This window comes from Polaromonas sp. (assembly GCF_039930745.1).
Taxonomy (GTDB): Bacteria; Pseudomonadota; Gammaproteobacteria; order Burkholderiales; family Burkholderiaceae_C; genus Polaromonas.
The window spans coordinates 20458-44419 of record NZ_JBDTTH010000029.1; the positions used below are offsets into that span (position 1 = coordinate 20458).

The 23962-nt window shown below is 62.9% G+C and carries 13 protein-coding genes; 7 read left to right on the top strand and 6 right to left on the bottom strand.

Annotation, left to right across the window (positions count from 1 at the left end):
• Positions 1–143 precede the first annotated feature (143 nt).
• Positions 144–1616 carry a M20 family metallopeptidase gene (locus ABI660_RS11310; RefSeq protein WP_348067972.1) on the top strand — a complete coding sequence of 491 codons (1473 nt, stop codon included), beginning with the start codon at positions 144–146 and terminating at the stop codon, positions 1614–1616.
• Entirely contained in the window at positions 1594–2529 is a 936-nt protein-coding gene (locus ABI660_RS11315; RefSeq protein ID WP_348067974.1) for a lysophospholipase, read from the top strand. The genes ABI660_RS11310 and ABI660_RS11315 overlap by 23 nt, the downstream gene beginning before the upstream one ends.
• Before the next feature lie 60 nt (positions 2530–2589).
• Here the strand turns inward: ABI660_RS11315 and ABI660_RS11320 are convergent, their stop codons facing one another.
• From ABI660_RS11320 to ABI660_RS11330, 3 genes are all read right to left on the bottom strand, one after another.
• Positions 2590–3759 carry an MFS transporter gene (locus ABI660_RS11320; RefSeq protein WP_348067976.1) on the bottom strand — a complete coding sequence of 390 codons (1170 nt, stop codon included), beginning with the start codon at positions 3757–3759 and terminating at the stop codon, positions 2590–2592.
• Positions 3756–4499 (bottom strand): 16S rRNA (uracil(1498)-N(3))-methyltransferase, encoded by a 744-nt coding sequence (locus ABI660_RS11325; protein WP_348067978.1) that lies wholly within the window; start codon positions 4497–4499, stop codon positions 3756–3758. Before ABI660_RS11325 ends, ABI660_RS11320 begins: the two co-directional genes overlap by 4 nt.
• Before the next feature lie 97 nt (positions 4500–4596).
• Complete coding sequence (locus tag ABI660_RS11330; protein ID WP_348067980.1) at positions 4597–5670, bottom strand: phosphotransferase; 1074 nt, start codon at positions 5668–5670, stop codon at positions 4597–4599.
• A gap of 111 nt (positions 5671–5781) precedes the next feature.
• Here ABI660_RS11330 and ABI660_RS11335 point away from each other — a divergent pair, with 111 nt between their 5' ends.
• The 3 genes from ABI660_RS11335 (at position 5782) to rsmA (ending at position 10672) form a co-directional block, all read left to right on the top strand.
• Entirely contained in the window at positions 5782–8235 is a 2454-nt protein-coding gene (locus tag ABI660_RS11335; protein ID WP_348067982.1) for an LPS-assembly protein LptD, read from the top strand.
• A gap of 58 nt (positions 8236–8293) precedes the next feature.
• Positions 8294–9643 (top strand): peptidylprolyl isomerase, encoded by a 1350-nt coding sequence (locus tag ABI660_RS11340; protein WP_348067984.1) that lies wholly within the window; start codon positions 8294–8296, stop codon positions 9641–9643.
• 225 nt (positions 9644–9868) lie between these two features.
• Complete coding sequence (gene rsmA / locus ABI660_RS11345) at positions 9869–10672, top strand: 16S rRNA (adenine(1518)-N(6)/adenine(1519)-N(6))-dimethyltransferase RsmA (RefSeq protein ID WP_348067986.1); 804 nt, start codon at positions 9869–9871, stop codon at positions 10670–10672.
• Between the two features lie 262 nt (positions 10673–10934).
• On the opposite strand, the gene ABI660_RS11350 is transcribed toward rsmA, so the two are convergent.
• The 3 genes from ABI660_RS11350 to ABI660_RS11360 all read right to left on the bottom strand — a co-directional run bounded on the left by ABI660_RS11350 (position 10935) and on the right by ABI660_RS11360 (position 14301).
• Positions 10935–11336: a barstar family protein gene (locus ABI660_RS11350; RefSeq protein ID WP_348067988.1), complete on the bottom strand. Its 402-nt coding sequence runs from the start codon at positions 11334–11336 to the stop codon at positions 10935–10937.
• 56 nt (positions 11337–11392) lie between these two features.
• A complete protein-coding gene (locus ABI660_RS11355; RefSeq protein WP_348067990.1) occupies positions 11393–11800 on the bottom strand; it encodes a ribonuclease domain-containing protein in 408 nt (135 codons plus the stop codon).
• Positions 11801–11988: 188 nt separating this feature from the next.
• Complete coding sequence (locus ABI660_RS11360; RefSeq protein WP_348067992.1) at positions 11989–14301, bottom strand: NADP-dependent malic enzyme; 2313 nt, start codon at positions 14299–14301, stop codon at positions 11989–11991.
• Between the two features lie 677 nt (positions 14302–14978).
• On the opposite strand from ABI660_RS11360, the gene ABI660_RS11365 reads away from it, so the two are divergent.
• Entirely contained in the window at positions 14979–16496 is a 1518-nt protein-coding gene (locus tag ABI660_RS11365; protein ID WP_348067994.1) for a ShlB/FhaC/HecB family hemolysin secretion/activation protein, read from the top strand.
• 4 nt (positions 16497–16500) lie between these two features.
• The coding region (locus tag ABI660_RS11370; RefSeq protein ID WP_348067996.1) for a YDG domain-containing protein at positions 16501–23962 on the top strand (7462 nt) is incomplete at its 3' end.

The following is a 23962-nucleotide window of genomic DNA, read 5'->3' on the forward strand; positions in this document are numbered from 1 at the left end:
AGTTTCCGACATGGTCACAGAAGATGCCCTGTCGTGCAGTGGCTTCCAGACGGCAGGCTGGCAGGATATTTGTAGCACGGTTACAGTGACAGCTCGGCCGTCCCGCTCAGCTTCGCTTCTCCTCTCTTCTTCGGAGTTTATTCATGAATGCCCCCCTGCATCGCGAAATCCCCGCCGGCGTGCTTGATGACGCCCAGGCCTTGTCTCAGGTCAGCGCACAGTGGGATGGCGATATCGTCAAACAGATCACCGACTACATTACCATCCCCGCCAAGTCGCCGTCCTTCGACGCCGACTGGGCAGGCCACGGCCACATCGATACCGTGATGCGCAACGCCGCGGCCTGGGTCGAGGCGCAGAAGGTCGAAGGCCTCAAGCTCGAGATCGTGCGCCTCGAAGGCCGCACCCCCGTTCTGTTTTTCGAGGTGCCTGCGACCAAGACCGGCGCGACTGAAACCGTGCTGATGTACGGCCACCTCGACAAGCAGCCCGAGTTCACCGGCTGGCGCAACGACCTCGGTCCCTGGACGCCCAAATACGAAGACGGCAAGCTGTTTGGCCGCGGCGGGGCGGACGATGGGTATGCGGTGTACGCCAGCATCGCCGCCATTCAGGCCCTCAAGGCGCAAAACGTGCCGCACCCGCGCATCGTCGGCCTCGTGGAAACCTGCGAGGAAAGCGGCTCCTACGACCTCTTGCCTTATGTAGATGCCTTGCGCACGCGGCTTGGTGACGTGGGCCTCGTGATCTGCCTGGACTCGGGCGCCGGCAATTACGACCAACTCTGGCTGACGACCTCGCTGCGCGGCATGGCCAGCGGCGTGCTGAAGGTGGAAATCCTGACCGAAGGCGTGCATTCGGGCGACGCCAGCGGGCTGGTGCCTTCAAGCTTTCGCATCATGCGTCAGGTGCTGGACCGGCTCGAAGACAGCAAGACCGGCCGCTTGTTGCCGCAAAGTTTTCACTGCGAGATCCCGGCCGAGCGGCTGGCGCAGGCCAAAGCCACCGCGCAGATCCTGGGTGACCAGATTTACAAGCGCTTTCCGTGGGCGCATTACGACTGCGGCGGCGCCACGACCTTTGCCTTGCCGACCACCACCGACCCGGTGGAGGCGCTGCTCAACCGCACCTGGAAACCCACGCTGAGCGTGACAGGCGCCGACGGTTTTCCCGAGATGGGCAATGCCGGCAATGTGCTGCGGCCCTATACCGCTTTCAAGCTGTCACTGCGCCTGCCGCCGCTGGTCGATGCCGGCAGCGCGGTGCAGGAACTCAAGGCTTTGCTCGAGGACAACGCGCCCTACCAGGCGAAAGTGACCTTTGAAAGCGCCGGCGGCGCGACAGGCTGGAACGCGCCATCCACCTCGCCGTGGTTCCAGAAGGCGCTGGACGATGCCTCGCAGGCCTATTACGGCGCGCCATGCGGCACCATTGGCCAGGGCGGCACGATTCCGCTGATGAACATGTTGAGCCGGGGTTTTCCGAAGGCGCAGATGATGGTTTGCGGCGTGCTGGGGCCGAAGAGCAATGCACATGGCCCGAACGAGTTCCTGCATGTGCCTTACGCCAAGAAAATCACTGCGGCGGTGGCACATGTCATCGCCCGCATGCCCTGAGTCGCGCCAGCGCATGGACAGCCTGATGCTCGCGCCGTTCACGGCCCGCGATGGTGAGAACCTCGCGATGTATGAGTGGCCCATGGAAGCCTGGCAGGCGGACGAGGCCTTGCCCCCACGCGCAATGGTGCTGATTGTTCACGGCCTGGGTGAGCACGCAAGCCGTTATGCCCATGTGGCGCGGCAACTGCTTGACTGGGGCTTTGCGGTACGTGCTTACGACCAGCGCGGCCACGGCGAGTCGGGTGGCGTGCGCGGTGGCCTGTCCAGCGACGCCCTGCTGCTGGAAGACCTGGTGGAGGTGGTGGATGATATCCGCTCGCACGCGGCGCGTTTGCCGCGCCCAGCCGTTGACGGTATTGCCGGCCCCTTGCCGCTGATTTTGCTGGGCCACAGCCTGGGCGGCTTGGTGGCCGGCCGCTTTGTCTCGCTCAAGCTGCGTCCGGTGGATGGCCTGGTGATGTCTTCGCCGGCGCTGGACCCCGGGCTCAACGCGATTCAAAAACTGCTGCTGGCTACGCTGCCCGTGATTGCGCCCAACCTGCGGGTCAACAACGGTCTCAAACCCGAGTTCATTTCCCATGATCCCCAGGTCGTTCGGAAGTACCTGGCTGATCCGCTGGTGCATGCCAAGATTTCTGCGCGGCTGGCCAGATTCATTGCGACCGCAGGGCCGGCGACCGTGGCCGCCGCACCCACCTGGACCACACCCACCCTGCTGATGTATGCCGGTGCAGATAAGCTGGTCAACCCCGCCGGCAGCCGCGCCTTTGCCGAGGCAGCCGCGAGCAACGGTGCCGCCCAGGTCGTCACGGTGCGCTGCTTTGACGAGCTCTACCACGAGATCTTCAACGAGGTCGATGTTGCGCCGGTGTTTGCCAGCCTGAAGTCCTGGCTGGACGCCCGATTTTAAGCGAAATAGGCCTCCAGCCCTTATGTAGCGAGGATTGGAAGCTACTGAATATATAGCAATTCAGATCGCAGGAAGGCGGCGCTGCCGCAGCGCCAGCCACGCCAACGCGGCACCCGTCAGACCCAGAGGCAGCAGGGACCCCAGGTTCAGCAGCGTCCAGCCCTGCGTGGTGACCAGCACGCCGGAGGCCAGCGAAGACAGCGCCAGCACCGCGAACACGCAGAAATTCAGCGCACCCTGTGCCTTGTCTTTCTCCTCGGGGCGGTAGGCCGTCAGGGCCAGTGTGGTCGCGCCGGTGAACAGGAAATTCCAGCCCAGCCCCAGCAGGAACAGAGCCACCAGAAACTGGTGGAGTTCAACGCCGGACAGGGCCACCAGCACACACGCCACATTCAGCACCAGCCCCACCCCCATGACAGGCAAGGTGCCAAAACGCTTGATCAGGTGGCCGGTGAAAAAGCCGGGCGCAAACATGCCGATCACATGCCACTCCAGCACCAGTGCCGCGTCGGAAAACGGCAGGCCGCAGACCTGCATCGCAATCGGCGTGGCGGCCATCAGCAGGTTCATCACGCCAAAACCCAGGGCGCTGGCTGCCGCTGCAACAATGAACACCGGCTGGCGCATGATTTCGCCCAGCGGCCGGCCTCCGCTTGTGGCCTGTTGGGCCGGCGGCGGCGGGAATTGCATGAAGGCGAGCAGCGCCATCGCCAGCAAGGCCACGACGGCCAAAGCCAGGTAGGCGCCTGCAAACGGTACGGCGGTCAGGGTCCGCGTGCCTGCTGCCAGGTTGGGGCCGGCAATCGCGCCTATCAGTCCGCCGGCCATCACCAGCGACACCGCTTTTTCGCGAAAGGCCGGTAGCGCCAGCTCTGCGGCGGCAAAGCGGTAGAGCTGGGCATTGGCGTTGTAGTAGCCGGCTACCACGGTGGCGGTGACCAGCAGCCAGAAGTTCCGGCTGTAGGCCGCATAGCAGCACAGCAGCGCCGACAGTACCGCCACGAGCAAGCCAAATTGGAACGAGGTCTTGCGGCCGAAGCGTTTTTGCGTGCGCGCCACCAGCCCGGTTGACAGCGCGCCGCCCACGACGTAGCCCATCACCGGCAAGGTTGCCATCCAGCCCAGCGGTGCCAGTGCCAGCCCGACCAGGCCATTGATGGCAATGAAGGTCACGTTGTTGGTGAGAAACAGGCCCTGGCAGATGGCCAGCAGCCAGAGGTTGCGGTTCATGGTTGACTCATGGTTAGCAGGGCCAGGCAGGCGAGTGGCGCCGTTTCGGCGCGCAGGACACGCAGCCCCAGGTTGACGGGTATAAAGCCCTGGGCCAGCGCGGCGTCTTCCTCGGCGGCGCTGAGGCCGCCTTCCGGTCCGCTGAGCAGTGTCACGGCGGCGCTGCTGCCCCAGGTTGTCATGGCTTGCGCCAGCGTTTGCGTACCTGCCCGCAGCGACAGCAGCAGCCGGGGCTTCTGCTCTGCCGTGGTGGCGGTCAATGCGCGAATCCAGTCCCCGAAACTGGCGACTTCATGCAGCGCCGGCAGGCGGTTGCGGCCGCACTGTTCGCAGGCAGCAATGGCCACAGCCTGCCAGTGCGCGAGTTTTTTGTCGGCGCGGTCTCCTTTGAGACGCAGCACGGAGCGCTCGGCCATCAAGGGCGTGATACTGGCTGCACCCAGCTCGCTGGCTTTTTCCACCAGCCAGTCCATGCGCTCGTTGGCTGGCATGCCGAGCGCCAGGTGCACAGGCCGGCGCGTTTCGCGTTCAACCGGGTCATGCGCACCCACCATCACCTGCACGTCACTGCGACCCATGCGCTCAATGGTCGCTTCGAACTCGCCGCCCTCGCCGTTGAACAGCGTGATCGCATCGCCCGGCTGCAGGCGCAGCACCTGCACGTGACGCGCAGCCCGCTCCGGCAGGGCGAGCGAATCGCCGGTGCGCAGCGGCAGGTCGGCGTGGAAACGGGCCGTCATGGCGTGCTTTCTGCAGGTTGCGATCTGCTACCAAACAAGTAGCTGCCACCGCCCGTCCGTAAAGGGCTGAGAGACGATTTGATGCATGAAACAGGCGTCAAAACGTGTAGCCCACCCGGGTTTCGTTGCCCTCGATTTCGTCGAGCAACACCATCAGCGGACCAAGCTGGCGGTAGCGTGCGCAGGTGGCGCGGGCATAGCCGAAAAAACGCGGTGTGTCAGCCAGGTACTTGGGCTTGCCGTCGCGCAGGGTCAGGCGCGCAAAGATGCCGAGAATCTTCAGGTGGCGTTGCAGGCCCATCCATTCGACGGCACGGTAAAACTCGCCAAAATCATCTCCCACCGGCAGGCCCGCCTTGCGCGCCTGCTCCCAGTAACGCACGGTGATCTCGAGCACAAAGTCTTCCGGCCAGCTGATGAAAGCGTCGCGCATCAGGCTGGCGATGTCGTAAGTGATAGGGCCGTAGACGGCATCCTGGAAGTCCAGGATCCCAAGCGGCGAAGCGCTGTTTTCCGCCACCATCAGGTTGCGCGGCATGAAGTCGCGGTGCACATAGACGCGCGCACCGTCCAGTGACTGCAGGTTGCTGGCCCTGATCTGCGCGAACAGGCCGTCGAGCTTGCCTTGCAGGGCGCTGTCGATCACGATGCCGCGATGCTTCTGTATATACCAGTCGGGGAACAGCGCCAGTTCGCGTGATAGCAGGGCTTCGTCGTAGGGCGGCAGGACACCGGGCCGCGAGGCTTGTTGCCAGCGGACCAGTGCATCGACGGCCTCCCGGAACAAGGTGTAGGCGCGCTTTTCCCTGTCGGCCTCGGGTTGCTGTTCGATCACCTCGAGCATGGTTTGTGTGCCCAGGTCACTCAGCAGCATGAAGCCTCCGGCTTTGTCCCAGTCGAGCACGCGAGGGGCATTCAGCCCCGCACCCGCCATGAGCTCCGCAACCTTGGCAAAGGGGGCGCAGTCCTCGTGTGCGGGTGGAGCGTCCATGATGATGCAGCTGGCGCCTGCCTGGGTGCGAACCCTGAAATAGCGGCGAAAACTGGCATCGACCGAGGCCGGTTCAACGGTGTCGGGCCGCAAGCCATGGGCAGGGGCAATGGCCTGGAGCCAGAGGGCGAAGGCGCGGGCGCGGGCGGCGTCAGGCCAGGCAATAGGGGAATCGGTCATGCGGTCTCTCGGCCTGGCTCAAGCGGATACATCAAAAAGGTGAGAAAAACGGGCGGGTGGGCATAGGATAATCGGGCCTGCTTTCATAAACGGGTTTATCTCATACTTCCGATGCATCGCGCATCCCGCTCGCTTTTTATTCATTCTCCGGTTGCGCATGCCGTCCTCAGCCTGGTGTCCTGCACCGTGCTGAGCCTGGGGCATGCGGGCGCGGCTTACGCCCAGAGCCCTGCGCCATCGCAGGAGAAAGCGCAGGAGCAGCCCGTGCTGCCGGGTGTCCGGACCAGTGACGGATCGCCGGTGCAGCTCAGGAGCTCTTCCATGCTCGCGGAGCAGCCACCGGGCGGACCGGGCATTGAACTGCCGACTTTTGTCTATGGTGACCGCCTGTCCGGCCGTCCCGATCTTGAAATCATCATTGACGGAAATGCCGAATTGCGCCGTGGCGGCTCGGCCATACGTGCCAGCCGGATCGAATACGACCAGGCTACCGATGTCGTCAACGCCCGGGGCAATGTGCGCGTCAACAGCTCGGGCAACCTGTTCAATGGGCCGGAGCTCGAACTCAAGCTGGATACCTTTGAGGGATTTTTTACCCAGCCGGACTACAAATTCCTGCAAAACGGCGGCCATGGTGCGGCCGATCGCGTGGACTTTCTGGATGACAAACGCCTGACGGCCCACAACGCGACGTTTACGACCTGTGAACGCGGCGAAGGCCCGAGCTGGATGCCTGCCTGGATTGTCAAGGCGACCACCATCAAGTTTGACAAGGAGGCCGACGTGGGTGAGGCCTCCGGCGGCGTGCTGCGCTTCATGGATGTGCCTATCCTGGCGGCGCCCACTTTCAGCTTTCCACTCAGCGACAAGCGCAAGTCGGGCATCCTGCCGCCGACGATCGGCCTGGACAATGTCAGTGGATTCGCTGTCACCACACCCTATTATTTCGACATCGCGCCAAATCGCGATGCGACTTTTTCGCCGACGCTCATGAGCAAGCGGGGCGTGGACCTGGCCGGCGAGTTTCGTTATCTGGAGTCTGCTTATAAGGGCGAATTGCGCGCCAGCCTGATGCCCAACGACTCGTTGCGCAACAGCAACCGCTGGTCTTACAACTATGTCCACGGTGGGGGATTGAACACCGGGATTCCGATGATTGGCGGCGTGGGTCTTAGCCTGAATTTGAACCGGGTCAGCGACAACAATTACTGGCGCGATTTTCCACGTGCAGGCAACTCGCTGACGCAACGCCTGCTGGCCAACGATGCCAGCGTGACGTGGGGTCGAGGATATTTCACAACCTCGCTTCGTACGCTCAGCTACCAGACCCTGCAGGATGTCACCTCCACCATCATTCCGCCGTATGACCGGATGCCGCAACTGGTTGCGACCTACGCCCGTGTGAATGCTCCGGTAGCAGGGTTGAGCGGGTTGGATTATTCGGTTACCACCGACTACACCCGCTTTGAGTCTGACCGCACGCTGACCAGGCAGCCCAATGCCAATCGCACATTTGCGTTGGCTCAGGTGAGCCGACCCTGGATCCAGCCTGGAGGCTACATCACGCCCAAGCTGATGCTCAACACCACAACCTACCAGTTCGACGGTCCCATTGCCAACGGTGCGAGCTCCGCCTCGCGCACTGTTCCGACCTTCAGCCTGGACAGTGGTTTGACCTTTGAGCGCGATACCAGTTATTTCAGCCGGGCCTATACACAAACGCTGGAGCCACGCGCTTTTTATGTTCGCACGCCTTATCGCGAACAGAACCATTTGCCCAACTATGATTCGGGGGCGAACGACTTCAATTTCGCCACAGTATTTACTGAAAATGCCTTTGTCGGCAATGATCGAATTTCGGATGCCAACCTGTTGACCTTGGGCGTCACCTCCCGCCTGCTGGATCCCAAGACTGGCGCGGAGGCCATGCGCCTGGGTGTGGCCCAGCGTCTTCGCTTCGTGGACCAACGCGTCACTTTACCCGGAGGTTTGCCTGTGACCGATCGGTTCAGCGATTTGATGTTGGGGGCATCTGTCAATCTGACGCCAGTATGGGCGCTCGACACCACCGTCCAGTACAACCCGAAAACCAACATATCGGAACGCTCCACCATAGGAGGCCGTTACAACCCCAGCAACTACCGTGTCATCAACGCCGCCTATCGCCGCCAGCGCAATGTCAGCGAGCAGTACGATGTGGGCTGGCAGTGGCCGATCAACGACTTGTGGGGCGACAAAGGCAAGGACCTCGGCTCTGGTCGTGGCCAGGGTGCCGGGCGCTGGTACAGCGTGGGGCGACTGAACTACAGTGTGCCGGACAAGAAGTTTGTGGACATGGTGCTGGGGTTTGAGTATGACGGTTGCTGCTGGATAGGCCGGGTGGTCCTGGAGCGCAGCCAGCAAAGCGTTTCATCCAACAGCACGCGGCTCCTGTTCCAGCTGGAGTTCGTCGGCTTCTCGCGCATCGGGTCCAATCCACTTAAAACACTGAAAGCCAATATTCCGCGTTACCAGTACCTGCGAGAGCAGAGTGTGACGCCCAGCCGCTTTACCAACTATGACTAAATCCAGCCTTTCTTCATCACGCTTTTGTTTCCGCTCCTCCGTTGCGACGGCGTTGCTCTTGGCGCTGGCCTTTCCTGCCGCGCAGGTTCAAGCGCAGACCCTCAGGCTGCCGGGTCAGTTGCGTGCGCCCAGCCTGGGTGCCCTCGGCCTGGGTGGTGCTGCAGCGGCGCGGCAGCAGCAGGCTGACTTCATCGTGGCCGTGGTTAATTCCGAGCCCATCACCAACAACGAGGTGCGTGCGCGTATGTTGCGCACCGAACAGCAGATGGCGCAGCAGGGCGCGGCCATGCCACCCAGGAATGAACTGGTCAAGTTGCTGCTGGAGCGCATGATTGTTGAACGTGCCCAGTTGCAGCTGGCCCGGGAACAAGGGATGCAGATCAGCGACACCATGGTCGACGACGCCGTGCTCAACGTCGCCAAGCAGAACCAGATTTCGGTCGATGAGCTGCGCCGGCGCATGACGACCGAAGGCCTGGTATTTACGCAATTCCGGACCGATTTGCGCAATGAAATTCTTCTGAGCCGTTTTCGGGATCGCGAGCTGGAGCCCCAGGCCAAGGTCAGCGAGCGGGAGATCGATGAATACCTCCGCGAGCATGCGGCAGGCGGCAGCAATGCTGCACCCCAGGAGATCAACCTGTCTCAGGTACTGGTGGCTGTTCCTGAAAACGCCAGCGCCGAGCAGGTCGCCAGCCTTCAGGCCCGGGCGCAACTGGTAGCAGACCGCGCCCGCAGCGGGACGGACTTTGCGGCCCTGGTCAATGAATTCTCCAACGCACCGGGGCGCAGCGCTGACGGGCAGATGGGGCTGCGCCCGGCAGACCGTTATCCGCAATTGTTTGTGGATACGACTCAAAACGTTTCCGCAGGCGGTATTGCCGGTCCGGTTCGCAGCGGCGCTGGTTTCCATGTGCTCAAGGTGCTCGAGAAAAAAAGCGCAGGCATGCCGAGCAGCACGGTGGTGCAAACCCACGCCCGCCACATCCTGCTGCGTCCCAGCGCCCAGCTCAGTGAGGCGACGGCTGTTGCGCGGCTGGCCGATTACCAGAAACGCATTGCCGCAGGACAGGCCGATTTTGCGGCGCTCGCCCGCGAGCACAGCCAGGATGGTTCGGCCAAAGAGGGTGGGGACCTCGGCTGGGCAAGTCCGGGGCAATTTGTGCCCGAGTTTGAAGAGCGCATGAACAACCTGGCGCCCGGCCAGATCGGGGACCCTCTGGTGTCGCGTTTTGGGGTTCACCTGATCCAGGTGATGGAGCGCCGCACGACCCGTTTGTCATCGCGCGAACAGCGCGAAATGGTGCGTTCCCTGCTGCGCGAGAAAAAGCTCGAGGAGGCCTACATCGCCTGGGCGCAGGAAGTGCGCGGCCGCGCTTATGTGGAATACCGCGAAGCGCCGCAATGATGTGGCCCCCACGGTCGCGCACTGCGTATCGTTCCCTGCACCTTGCAGGCCGCCGCTTGCCAGAGGCTTCGCTTCTGTTGCCTGTCCAAACCTGCACAAGCAGGTTCGGAGCCGCAGGCAACAGCCCCGAGGGGGCCGCTGCGCCTGCGGGCCGGCAAAGCCGGACCCGCGGCCCCTGCTTGAAAGAGACGATTGGGACCGTTCAACTTTCGCCTCCGGGCTAGCGTGAAACACATCCCGCGCAAGCGGTTCGGCCAGCATTTCCTTACCGACCGCGCCATCATTGATGCCATCGTGCATGAGATCGCCCCTCGACCCGGGCAGGCCATGGTGGAGATCGGCCCGGGTCTGGCGGCGCTGACTCAACCACTGGCCGAACGATTAGGACACCTGACGGTGATTGAGCTGGACCGTGACCTTGCACAGCAGTTGCGGGCTCATCCGCAGCTCACCGTGGTCGAATCTGACGTGTTGCGCGTGGATTTCAAAGCCCTGGCTGCAAAGATGCGTGTTTCCGGGTCGGAGCCGGAAACCATAAAACCCGGCAAGCTGCGCGTCGTCGGCAACTTGCCTTACAACATCTCCACACCCATCCTGTTTCACTTGCTGGACGCGGTGGACGTCATCGAAGACCAGCACTTCATGCTGCAAAAGGAAGTGATAGACCGCATGGTGGCAGAGCCCGCCACCAGCGATTACGGCCGACTCAGTGTGATGCTGCAATGGCGTTATGCGATGGAAAACGTGCTGGCCGTGCCTCCGCAAAGTTTTGATCCCCCGCCTCGTGTAGACAGCGCGGTGGTGCGCATGGTGCCGCGCGCGGCGCCGGAAAAACTCGATGTGGGGCTTTTGAGCGAGGTGGTGCGGGTGGCATTCAGCCAGCGGCGAAAGTTGCTGCGCCACTCACTCGGGAGGTGGCTCGAGCAGCGCCCGGGCAGTCCGCCTTTTGATTTGCAGCGCCGTGCTGAAGAGGTGCCCGTGGCCGAATATGTGGCGCTGACCCAGGCACTGGAGAGCCGGGGCCTGTAAATACCGAGGGATTGAGGGCACTGGATCCGGTCGGCACCGGCCATGAAAAAAGAAAAAGCCCGCGGACAGCGGGCTTTTTAGCAAGTCTGCGATGGTCAGGCAGCGGCCAACCAGTAACCCGCGTTGAACGGGCTGCTCATGCGCAGCGCCAGGGGCGACACGTCGAGCAGTTTGTCGGTCGGCATCGGCTCTTCACCGTCTGCGCTGTTTGCTTGCTGGGCCTCATTCGCCCGATCCCCTTGGCCAATGTCTGGGGAGCGGGCTACAGAAAAGAATAGAAACATCTGAACGGTATCTTTCGATCCGCCCAGTAATCCGCGGCATCCCTGAAGATGTCCAGCAGCTGTTCGCGCGCCTCTTTGTCGAATTTGGCATGAGCTGGAATCTGCTCAAGCAAGACAATAAAGCCAGGTTGCGGTCCGGATTTGTGAACCAGGTCCGTCATGCAGTCGTACAGCGCATCAAAGTTTTTTCCAAAGTGCGCCGGGAATGTGTACTGTGCCGCGATCATGTCCAGCACATCCTGTTTGCTCTGGGCGTTGCCCAGGTTGGCATAGAGGAAGTGGTGGCCGAGCTGCGTGGCAGCCTCCTGCAAATCCTGGACGCGGAAAGCGCGTATGGATTGCACGATATTGGGTCTAACAGTACGAAGTGGCATGTCCATCTCCGTGTCTCTTTCTCTTAAGTCAATAACTCAAAGTTGACAATCACTGCTGAACCTTATTGAGCGATTCTGCGAAAACTCGCGTAGTGATCATCGGTGTAGTAACACGCATCGGGCGAGGCGGGTGCAAAGCCACCACAAACGATGCGCCGGGCGCCCCGACTGCGTTCACCTGGAGTTTTGACGGTGTACTCGCGGTAGTAACCGCGATTTTTGGCGGGAAGTATTCGTTCCCTGTTGCCAAACACCGCACCGTCCTTGTCGTACTTGAACGGTCCCCCCTGGTAAATCAAGCTGACCATATGGCGCCCCTGCTCTGGCAGGGAGGCAACCGGAACCATACTGATTTCGGCCCCTGGAACCGGCCCCTTGGCCTGGACGCTAGCTGGGCTGAATCCAGTGCTGAAAACAGCCAGAACGACCGCTGCGGCTAGCCGCCACCCAGCCCCATTTTTTCGCAACATGGAAAATCCGTTATTTTTCTTGAAACAGGGCTCGCCGGCAATTTTCGGGATTTGCCGGGTTAACCCTTAAATTTCAAGAGACAGAGTTTGACGCATCCGGCAAAAAAACGCAAGTACCTGCCCAAAATTCAGGCAATTTCTCTTGCTGAGCTAGGGCAATAAGTTAGTACTAGCTGTCTACACAAGGCCTATCGGGAAGCGTTGGCGTCCGCCACTGTTAAAGCAGTCATGTTGACAATCCGGCGTACGGTGGTGCTGGCGGTCAGAATGTGCATGGGTTTCGCCGCACCGAGCAACACCGGGCCGATGGCGATGTTGCCGCCTGCTGCCGTCTTGAGCAGGTTGTACGCAATGTTGGCCGCATCAATATTGGGCAGAACGAGCAAATTGGCCGCACCGGCCAGAGTGCTGTTGGGCATGACGGCCGTCCGGGCTGCGGCGTCTAAGGCCACATCGCCATGCATCTCGCCGTCCACCTCCAGCCAGGGAGCTTCGTCGCGCAGCAACTGCAAAGTGTTGCGCATTTTCAGGGCGCTGGGCAAATTGGACGAACCGAAATTTGAGTGTGACAGCAGCGCCGCTTTGGGCTTGATGCCAAAACGCATCATTTCCTCGGCCGCCAGCGTTGTGATCTCGGCCAATTGTTCTGCCGTGGGATCGTAATTCACGTGGGTATCCACCAGAAACACCTGGCGGTCCGGCAGCATCAGCCCATTCATGCAGGCATAGGTGCACACGCCGGGACGCTTGCCGATCACCTGATCGAGGTAATTCAGGTGGTGGGCGGTGGTGCCCCAAGTGCCGCAAATCAGGCCGTCCACATCACCTTTGTGCAGCAGCATGCCGGCAATCAGCGTCAGCCGGCGGCGCATTTCGATCTTGGCCATCTGCACCGTCACGCCCTGGCGCTCCAGGAGGCGATGATAGGTTTGCCAGAAGTCCCGGTAACGATGATCCTGCTCGACGTTGACCACGTCGTAATCGAGTTCTTCTTTCAGACGCAGGCCGAACTTCTCAATGCGCTGGGCGATGATGGCGGGCCGGCCTATCAGTGTCGGGCGCGCCAGGCCTTCGTCCACCACAATCTGGCAGGCGCGCAACACGCGTTCTTCTTCGCCCTCCGCATAGGCCACGCGTTTTTTGGCGGCTTTTTTGGCGCTCGCAAAAATCGGCTTCATGGTCGTGCCCGAGGCATAGACAAAGCTCTGAAGCTTCTCGCGGTATGCATCCATGTCGGTGATGGGGCGCAAGGCCACGCCGCTGTCCGCCGCCGCCTGCGCTACGGCCGGCGCAATTTTCATCATCAGGCGCGGGTCGAAAGGCTTGGGAATCAGGTATTCCGGCCCAAAGGCGAGTTTCTCGCCCGTGTAAGCCGCCGCGACGACCTCGCTCTGCTCAGCCTGGGCCAGCTCGGCGATCGCGTGCACAGCTGCAATTTCCATTTCGACGGTGATCGTGGAGGCGCCCGCATCCAGCGCACCGCGGAAGATATACGGGAAGCACAGGACATTGTTGACCTGGTTCGGGTAGTCGGTGCGGCCCGTGGCCATGATGGCGTCGTCACGTACCGACTTGACGTCTTCCGGCGTAACTTCAGGGTTCGGGTTGGCCAGCGCAAAAATGATGGGTTTGGCCGCCATCTTTTTGACCATGTCTTTTTTGAGCACACCGCCGGCCGACAGGCCGAGGAAGATGTCGGCGCCTTCGATGACATCGCTCAATGTGCGGGCGGAGGTTTTCTGGGCGAACTGGATCTTGTCTTCATCCATGAGTTCGGTGCGCCCTTCGTAGACCACGCCAGCCAGATCCGTGACATAGATGTTCGAACGCGGAATACCCAGTTTGAGCAGCAGGCTCAGGCAAGCCAGCGCTGCCGCACCCGCGCCCGAAGTCACCAGTTTGACCTGCGACGGGTGTTTGCCGACAACCTTCAGTGCATTCAGGATCGCCGCACCCACGGTGATGGCGGTGCCATGCTGGTCATCATGGAACACGGGGATCTTCATGCGTTTGCGCAGCTCGCGCTCAATATAGAAGCAGTCGGGCGCCTTGATGTCTTCCAGGTTGATGGCGCCAAAGGTAGGCTCCAGCGCGGCAATGATGTCAACCAGCTTGGCCGGGTCCTTCTCATCGATCTCGATGTCGAACACATCAATACCGGCGAACTTCTTGAACAGGACGCCCTTGCCTTCCATGACCGGCTTGGAGGCCAGCGGGCCGATGTCGCCCAGGCCCAGCACGGCCGTGCCGTTGGTGACGACCGCCACCAGGTTGCCGCGGGCGGTGTATTTGAACGCGGCGTTCGGGTCTTTGACGATTTCTTCGCAGGGAGCTGCTACGCCGGGAGAATAAGCCAGTGCCAGGTCGCGCTGGTTGATCAGCTGCTTGGTGGCCGCGATAGAGATTTTTCCTGGCGTCGGAAATTCGTGGTATTCCAGCGCGGCGCGGCGCAGCTCGTTATGTTTTTCCTGGCTATCGGGAGCGGCTGGCACTGCGGGCATCAAATTGTCTCCTGGACGGCGGCCCCGGCAGGGCCGTCAAGTTCTTGTAAGGTCTGCGATTGTAGGCCGTTCAAGGGGAAAACCCTAGTAGGTGAATCTACGCAAAAAACAGCACAACGGCTTTGCCTGTTTGAGGAAACAAGCAGTTTCAATCGCTTGTACGCGTGTTAAAAGAAGTTGGCGTAAATAGGCCGATGATGGTGAGGCAAGGTGTCTGCTGGGGGGAGCTTTGAATGGGTTAATCCAAGCGTTTTGCGTCGGGCCACTTGGCGACACGCGTATCTGTTTCCAAGCCTCAGTGATTCTGCATATGCCGTTCGTGAAAAAAAAGCATTTGTTGCTGTTGATATGACCTGTTTAGGTTGTTTTTATTCATACAGCGTATCTAGCTGTTGACTAAAGACCAAATAAATGGTTAATACAATTTGTTGCAATTGGCAAATATTAACCATGAATTTGTTTTGAAGCGCCCCACCTTTTCCCTCTCTGTTCCTATTTGTTGCACGGCACTTTTGAGTTTGGGCTGCTTTTCAGCGCAGGCCCAACCGGTCCAGCGACCAGACGCCGGTACGCTGCAGGAACCACAGCGGCCCATCCAGCTGCTGCCCCAGCCGGGCGCGCCAGCTATCAGCTTGCCTCCTGAAAAACCAGCTGTGACTGGAACAGCGGCAGTGCGCATGAGGCCGGCCGCGTTCCATTTCGAGGGCAACAGTGTTTTTGATGAAAAGACGCTTGCCGCCTTGCTGGCAAATCGTGTCGACCGGCCCACCGATCTCGCCGGCCTGATCGAAGCGGCAAGCGCCGTCAGCCAGTACTACCGGACCCAGGGCTACCTGCTGACCGAGGCCTATTTGCCGGAGCAGGCCTTTCAGGCCGCAGGAGGAACGGTCACCATCGCCGTGATCGAAGCTCGGGTTGGCAGGGTCCAGGTACAGATCGACGGCGAAAGCGGGTCGGCCTCTTACGCGCGGCGCGTGGTGCACGCGAATCTCCAGTCAGGGGCCTTGATAAGCGAATACCTGCTGGACAAGCCCGTGCTGCTTCTTCGCGACCTGGCAGGCGTGCATGCCACTGCTACGGTGGAGCCCGGGCAGAAGCCGGGCCAAGCCGATGTCACGGTGACCGTCCGTTCCCAGGGGTTGGCCGTTGATGGGTCGGTGGGCATGGACAATTTTGGCGCACGTGCGGCCGGGCCTTTGCACGTGTCCGGCAACCTCAACGTCGGTAATCTCCTGGGGACCGGCGACGTGTTCAGCGCGCGCGCGCAGCTCAGCGACGCGTCGCGCAGCCAGCTTTATCGCCTTGCCTACGCCCTGCCGGTGGATACAAGCGGAACTCGCCTGACTCTGAGCGCTGCGCGCACCGACTATGCCCTTGGCGAGCCCTTCACCGCACTGGGAGCCACCGGCCAGGCGGAGGTCCTGGGCCTGGCGCTGACACGGCCGCTGATCCGAGCGCGCGAGGCCAATGTGTACGGCCTTCTGGACCTCGAGGACAAAAAATTCAGCGACCAGCTCACCACGCCGGTTAACGAAAGCGACCGTCGCATCGTCGCTGCGCGCGTTGGCCTGCTGGGCAACTTCACGGATGAACTCGCCGGTTCAGGGGCCGCCAGCAGCTATGCGGTGACGGGAACCCTGGGCCGTACCCGGCTGGACGCCCTGAGCCTGGGTTTCGACCAGGGCCCCGGTGGGTTTCGCACGGCCGGGGGCTTCGGCAAACTCAACCTGGAATTCCAGCGCGCGCAGTTTTTCAATAATCCTTCCAGCATTCATATGAACCTGCAGGCACAAATGGCGTCCAGGAATCTGGCGTCTGCGGAAAAAATGGCGCTCGGCGGCCCCAACGGTGTCCGGAGCTATCCAGTTGGCGAGGGCATAGGCGATGCGGGGCTGCTTTTTAACTTTGAATACCGGTACCAGCTTTCCGCACTCGTCGCGCTTGCGGGTGAGCGGGTTAGCCTGGCCGTCTTTTACGACTACGGAACGGTTCGGGTGAATCAGGATGATTCGGCGTTGCCCGGCGGCACCAATCGGGTTTCTCTGGGCGCCGTAGGCGTAGGCGCGCTGGCGGGCCGGGTTAACAATTTCCTGATCACTACCTATCTGGCCTGGCGAACCACCCGCTCAACTCCCTTCACCGGTGAACCCGACCGTTCGCCCCGCGCATGGGTCTCTGCCCAGAAATGGTTTTAACAACATGACGCAAACAATCCCCCTGAAAAGCGCCACCCGCCGCCAGGGCGCCTACCCGGCCTGGGCCGTGCGCACGGTGGTGGTTCGACTGTCGCGCAAGCTGACCGCCACTTACCGTTTACGCGTCGGGCGGCTGTTGTCCCGCTTGCTGGTCACCATGCTGGCGGGTTTCTCGACGTTGGCAGCCGCGTTGCCCGAGGGCGCCAATGTGGTCGCCGGGCAGGCTACCGTCAGCACGCCAGGCGCCAATTCCATGGTGGTCACGCAGGGAAGCGAGAAAGCCATACTGAACTGGCAGAGCTTCAACATCGGCGTCGGCCAGTCCATGCAGTTTGTTCAGCCCAGTGCAGCCTCCGTCGCGCTCAATCGGGTGGTGGGTGCCAATCCGTCGTCCATCTACGGCTCGCTCAGCGCCAACGGCCAGGTGTTCCTGATCAATCCAGCAGGTGTCATGTTTGCGCCCGGTGCCCAGGTCAATGTGGGTAGTCTGGTTGCTACAACGCTCGCCATCAGCAACGAAGACTTCATCGCCGGCCGGTATACCTTCAGCGGCGACGGCAACACGGGCAGTGTGACCAACGGAGGGGTCATCAATGTCGCGCGTGGCGGCTACGTCCTGCTGGCGGCGCCCTCCGTAAGCAACAGCGGAACGATCAACGCAGACGCAGGTTCGGTCGGACTGGTGGCAGCTTCGCGGGTTTCGATTGATAAAAGCGGCGCCGGATTGGTCCGGTTTTCAATGGATGCTGCTGCGACGAACGCGGTGGCGGCCAACAGCGGCGTGATCACTGCGCAAGGCGGCTATGTGGCCGTGCTGGCCAGCGCCCTGGGTGATGCCATGGCCACGGTCATCAACCAGTCCGGCGTGATACGGGCAACTTCCGCAACCGAGCGCAACGGCATGATTGTGCTCAGCGGGGGCTCCGAGGGCGTGGTGCACGTATCGGGAACGCTGGATGCCAGCGGCACGGCCACGGGCCAGACCGGTGGCACGGTTCATGTGCTGGGCGACAAAGTGGCGCTGGAAGCCGGCGCTTCCATCGATGTATCCGGCTCCGCAGGCGGCGGCACGGCATTGGTTGGCGGTGATTACCAGGGCAACAACACGGCGATCCAGAATGCCTCGCGGACCAACATCGCGGCGGGCGCCACTGTGCGTGCCGACGCTACGGAAAACGGCAACGGTGGCAAGGTGATTGTCTGGGCAGATGGCGATACCCGGCACAAGGGCGCCGTCAGCGCGCGCGGCGGTGCGGCGGGAGGGGACGGCGGCTTTGTCGAAGTGTCCGGAAAGCAGCAGTTGGACCTGCAGGGCAGCATTGATGTTGCCGCGACCGCCGGGACCGGCGGCAGGGTGCTGCTTGACCCACAGGACATCCTTCTTAACGCAACGGCACAGCCCTCGCCACCGAACAACCCCAACGGAACGCCGGATATCGCTTTTGCCGACGCGCCCGCGGCCGGAACTTACACCATTCAGGTCGCTGATGTAACAGGCTACAGCGAGTTGCACCTACAGGCCACGCGCGACATTACTCTGGTCAGCGCACTGGCGATGACCTCGGGCAACAGCGTGAAATTCGAAGCAGGCAACACCATTGCCGTCAATGCCGCGCTCACCGCCTCGGGTGGTGTCAGCCTGTCGGGTGCGAGCGTCACCAGCACGGCTGCAGGAACGATTACCAGCACCGGGGCCGGCAATACCAACGCGGGTAATGTCAGCATCAACGCAACGGGAAGTGTCAACCTGGCGGGCAATATTGTGGCCAGTGGTGGCGCGGCAACTGCAGGCAATCCGGGCCGAGATGGCGGAGCCATCAGCATCACGGGCGCAGGGGTCGCGCTGGGTGCGGCCACACTCACCGCCAACGGGTCTACAGGCTCGGGAGCAGACCAGTCCGGTGGCACCGGCGGAACCATCAGTGTCACATCCACGAATGGTATCTCGGGCACGGGCGCCTTCACAGCCAGTGGAGGCTCAGGGGGAACGGGTAACGCGGCAGGAGGTGACGCAGGCACGATAACGGTAAACAACAGCGGCAGCGGCAACATCGTGACAGGGGCACTAACAGTCCGCACAGGTGCTGCAATCGGCACAGGGGCGGGCGGTGCTGCAGGCAGCATCAGCGTGAGCAACACGGTAGGCGACGTCACCACCGGGGCGGCCTTGACGACCGGCCTTGCGATGGGGCATGGCGGCAACGTATCGCTCAGCGCTGCGGGAAGCGTAACGACGGGCACCATCACCACCACTGGCGGCGGCGGCCTGGGCGCCAATGCCGGACGCAACGCCGGCACCGTCACCATCACCGGCGCGGGCATCAACCTGGGCGCCGGCAGCATCACGGCCAGCGGCGGCGCAGCTGCGGCAACTTCAAACCAGGCCGGCGGTAGCGGCGGGACAGTCACCTTGACATCGACCGGGGGCGCAACCCGCACGACAGGTGGCGCCATCACAGCCAGCGGCGGGAGTGGGGGCACCACCGACGGCGCTGGCGGCAACGCCGGCAGCATCGTGGTGGACAACAGCGGGACAGGCGACATCGCCCTGGGTGCCCTAACCGCTAAAACCGGGGCGGCACTGGGCACAGGCATCGGCGGCACAGCGGGCAGCATCGCCGTAACCAACACCGCAGCTGGCGCCAACCTCGCGACACTGGCGATAGATACCAGTGGCAGCGCGGGTGGCAATGGCGGGGCAGTGACGCTGGCCTCGCAGGCCGGGGTCACGGTCACCGGCACGCTGAACACCAGCGGCATCGCGCTGGCGGCAGGCACACGCACAGGAAGCAACGCGGGCAACGTCACCATTACCGGTATCAATCGCTCCATCACCGGCAACGTCACCGCCAGCGGCAGCGCAGCCAATGGCGCCAACCAGGTCGGCGGCAGCGCCGGAGCGGTGAGCATCTCCGGCAGCGGTACCTTGAACACGGCTGCTATCGCTGCACTGACCGGCGCGGCCACCGGCGCCGGAGCCGGCGGCATTGCCGGCAGCATTGAACTGACCGGCACAACAGTCACGGCGGGCGCCATCACCACCACAGGCGGCAGCAATGGAAATGGCGGTACGGTAAGTCTGACGTCAAGCGGCAACCTCAGCGCAGGCGTGATCACGGTGAGTGGAGGCGCGGCGCTGGCCAATACCGCCGGGCGCGATGCCGGAACGGTGAATATCACGGCCGGCGGCGCCATCACCGCGCTGGGCGTGGTCACTGCCAGCGGCAGCGCTGGCACGACGGCAGGCAACGGGGGTAACGCTGCGGCCGTTTCCATTACCTCGGTCGGCGGCCTAGCCGGTGCGGCCATCACAACCACGGGTGGTGCTGGCGTGGGCACCGACATGGCCGGCGGCAACGCCGGCAGCATCACGGTGTCCAATAGCGGCTCTGGCAATATCGTGCTCGGCGCCCTGGGCGCCTCCACTGGAGCAGCCACAGGCACAGGTGCGGGCGGCACCGCCGGCAGCATCTCGGTTACCAACAGCGCAGTGACGGGCGACCTCACGACGGGCACTGTCACCACCGCCGGCGGTACCAAGGGCCACGGCGGCAACATCAGCCTGACCGCGTTGGGCGCACTGTCCACAGGCGCTGCAGGCAACATCAACGCCGCCGGCGGCACCACCATCACCGGCAACACCGGGCGCAACGCCGGCAGCATTACGCTCAGCGGCGCCAGCGTCAGCACCGGTACCGGCACCATCACGGCCAGCGCCACGGCCGGACTGGGCACCAACCAGAACGGCGGCAACGGTGCCGACGTTCAGATCACCAGCAACGGCGCCATCACCACCGGAGCGATCAGCAGCGCCGGTGGCAACGCAGTGGGCGTGGCCGGGCCGGCCAACGGCGGCAACGCCGGCAACATCACCGTGACCAACAACTCCGCCGCGACCGGCGTCATCGCGCTGGGCGCACTCACGGCCAACAGTGGCGCGGCCTTTGGCACTGGCGCAGGCGGCACGGCGGGGACGGTGCAGGTGACCAACAACGCAGCCGGATTGGCTTTGAGTACAGGTGCAATCAACGCCAATGGCGGCACCAACAGTAACGGCGCCAGCGTTACGCTGGCCTCGCAGGGCAACGTAGCGGTCAGCGGACTGATCAACACCAGCGGCGGTGCACGTGGCACCGGCAGCGTTGCAGCGGGCACCAGTGCGGGCAACGTCACGGTCACCGGCGTGAACCGCTCAGTCACGGGCATCATCACCGCCAGCGGCGGTGCCGGACTGGGCACCGACCAGGCTGGTGGCAATGCCGGGGTGGTGAGCGTCACCGGCAGCGGCACCTTGAATATGTCGACCATCACGGCACAGACCGGCGCGGCCACGGGTACCGGAGCCGGCGGCACCGCCGGCAGCATTGCACTTGGCGGCAGCAACCTCCTCATTGGTGCGCTGAGTACCGCCGGCGCAGCCAACAGCGATGGCGGCAGCGTCAACCTCAACGCCACCGGAACGCTCGGTGTCGGAACCATCGCCACGGGTGGCGGGGCAGCCACCGGCATGGCGGGACGCAATGCGGGCAATGTCACCCTGGCTGCGGCCGGCATCACGGCGGTGGGCAATGTGACAGCCAGTGGCGGCACCGGTGGTGCGGGCCTGGCAGGCGGAACGGGCGCAACCGTCAGCATCACCAGCACAGGCGGGATCGCCATTGCACCGGCGACAAGCATCACAGCCAGCGGCGGCTCTGGCGGAACAGGTAACGCGGCAGGCGGCGGCGCCGGCTCGATATCGGTCAACAACAGCGGTAGCGGCAATATCGTGACGGGGGCACTGACAGCTCGCACAGGTGCTGCAATCGGCACAGGCGCCGGAGGCACTGCGGGCAGTATTTCGGTGAGCAACACTGCGGTGGGTGCCGATCTGGGCACCGGAGCCATCAGCACCGCAGGCGGCGTGGGCGGCGCCGGCGGGGCGGTGACGCTCGCCGCACAGGCCGACGTCACGGTGACCGGCACGCTCAATACGAGCGGCGCTGCGCTGGCCGCAGGCACACGCACAGGTAGCAACGCAGGCAACGTCACCATTACCGGTATCAATCGCTCCATCACCGGCGCCATCACCGCCAGCGGCAGTGCGGCCAACGGAACCAACCAGGCCGGCGGCAACGCCGGGGTGGTGAGCATCACCGGCAGTGGTACCTTGAACACGGCTGCTATCGCTGCACAGACCGGAGCAGCCACGGGCACCGGCGCCGGAGGCGCGGTGGGGAGCATCACGCTCAGTGCCAGCAACGCCACGGTGGGCGCTCTGACCACCGCAGGCGGCAGTAACGGTGTGGGAGGCAATGTCAGCGCAACGGCAAGCACAGGATTGTTCAATGTGACAGGTGCCATCACCACCAGCGGGGGTGCGGCACTGGCCAGCACGGCGGGTCGAAGCGCCGGTACGGTGACATTGGCAGGCAATTCAGTCACCACCGTTGCGATCACTGCCAACGGTAGTGCGGGCAATGGCGCGAACATGGCTGGCGGCAGCGGCGCTGCGGTGGAGGTGACTGGTAGCGGTGGCAATGTTTCGGTCGGCGCCATTTCGGTGACCGGAGCCAATGCGGGAACAGGCAACGCCAACGGCGGCAATGCCGGCACCATCACGCTGGATGCGGGTGGTGGCGTGCCTCTCATTACGCTCAATGGCAACCTCACGGCCATTGGCGGCAACCGGATTGGCACTGGCACGGCCGGTAGCGGCGGGCAGGTCTGGGTCAAGGACGCGGTGACACAAACTGCGAACCTCATCGTTAATACCACCGGCGGCACTACCGGCGGTGTGGGTGGCGCCATCCGGCTGGACGGCGCCTTGAATGAAGACGCCACGGCGCGTACGTTGACCTTGACCGCGGGTACCGGGGCCGTGACGCTGGCCGGTGGTACCGCGACCAGTGCCGTGACTTCGTTAAGCGCGACGGGCGCCAGCATTACGCTGGGTTCGGTGCAGACCAAGGGCACGCAAAGCTATACCGGCGCCACCACGCTCAACGGCAATCTGGCGACACTGGGCACGGCAGGCGCAGATACCATCGCCTTCAACAGCCCCGTTACTCTGACCGGCAACTCGTCGATCACGACGGCCGGCGGCGCGGGCGACAACATCGTCATCACGCAAACCATCAACGGCGCCCACAACCTCACGCTGAATGCCGGCGCCGGCGGCGACATCACCACCACCGCCGGTATCGGGCAAACCACGGCGCTTGGCAGCTTCAGTGCGACGGGCGCCGCTGTCAACCTGGGCGCGGTTCGCGCGGCAGGCATCCTGGCCCAAAGTACCGCTGGCAATCTCACGCTCAATGGCGTTCAGACCGCCACGGGGGGCGGGGATTCGGTGGTGCTGGTGGCCAAGCAGAATTTCGTCAACAACGCTGGCGCTGCCGCCATCAATCCTGGGACGGGCCGCTGGCTGGTCTATTCGAGCGACCCGACAGCCGACACCCGTGGCGGCCTGGTCGCTAACTTCAAGCAGTACAACGCCACCTACGGCGACGCCATTCTTGGTACTGGCAATGGATATGTCCACACGGTGGCGCCGACCGTTACCGCAAGCCTCATCGGTACGGTAACCAAGGTGTATGACGGCAATACCAACGCCACGCTGACGGCCGGTAACTACAGCAGTTCCGCCGGCATTGATGGAGACGTGGTTGTCCTGAGCAACCCGACCGCCGGCAATTACGCCGACAAGAACGTGGGTACAGGCAAGTCCGTCAGCGTATCGGGCATCACCGCAAGCGCCTCGAACGGGGCCACAACCGTCTACGGCTATCAGGTGGCTGGCGGCGGTGCCGCCAGCGGAAATATCGGGACTGTCACGGCGCGCGCCTTGACGGTCAGCGCCACAGGCACCAACAAGGTCTACGACGCCACGACCAACGCAGTGGTCACCCTGGGCGACAACCGGGTCGCAGGTGATGTGCTGACAGCCAGCAACACATCGGCCACGTTTGGAGACAAGAATGTGGGCGTTGGCAAGGCGGTCAACGTGACGGGCATCAGCGTCACCGGCACCGACGCAGGCAACTACAGCTTCAACGCCACGGCAGCAACCACTGCTGACATCACGCAACGTGCACTGACGGTGGCGGCCACAGGCACCAACAAGGTCTACGACGCCACGACCAGCGCAGTGGTCACCCTGGCCGACAACCGGGTTGCCGGCGACGTGCTGACAGCTAGCAACACATCGGCCACGTTTGGAGACAAGAACGTGGGCGTTAGCAAGACGATCAACGTGACCGGCATTAGCTTGACCGGTACTGACGCAGGAAATTACAGCTTCAACACCACGGCAGCGACCACCGCCGACATCACTCAACGCGCATTGACGGTTACGGCTGCCGGGGCGGCAAAAGTTTACGACGGAAACACCACGGCAACGGTCGCCCTGGGCGACAACCGGGTCGCAGGTGATGTGCTGACGGCCAGCAACGCGGCGGCGAGCTTCGCCGACAAGAACGTGGGCG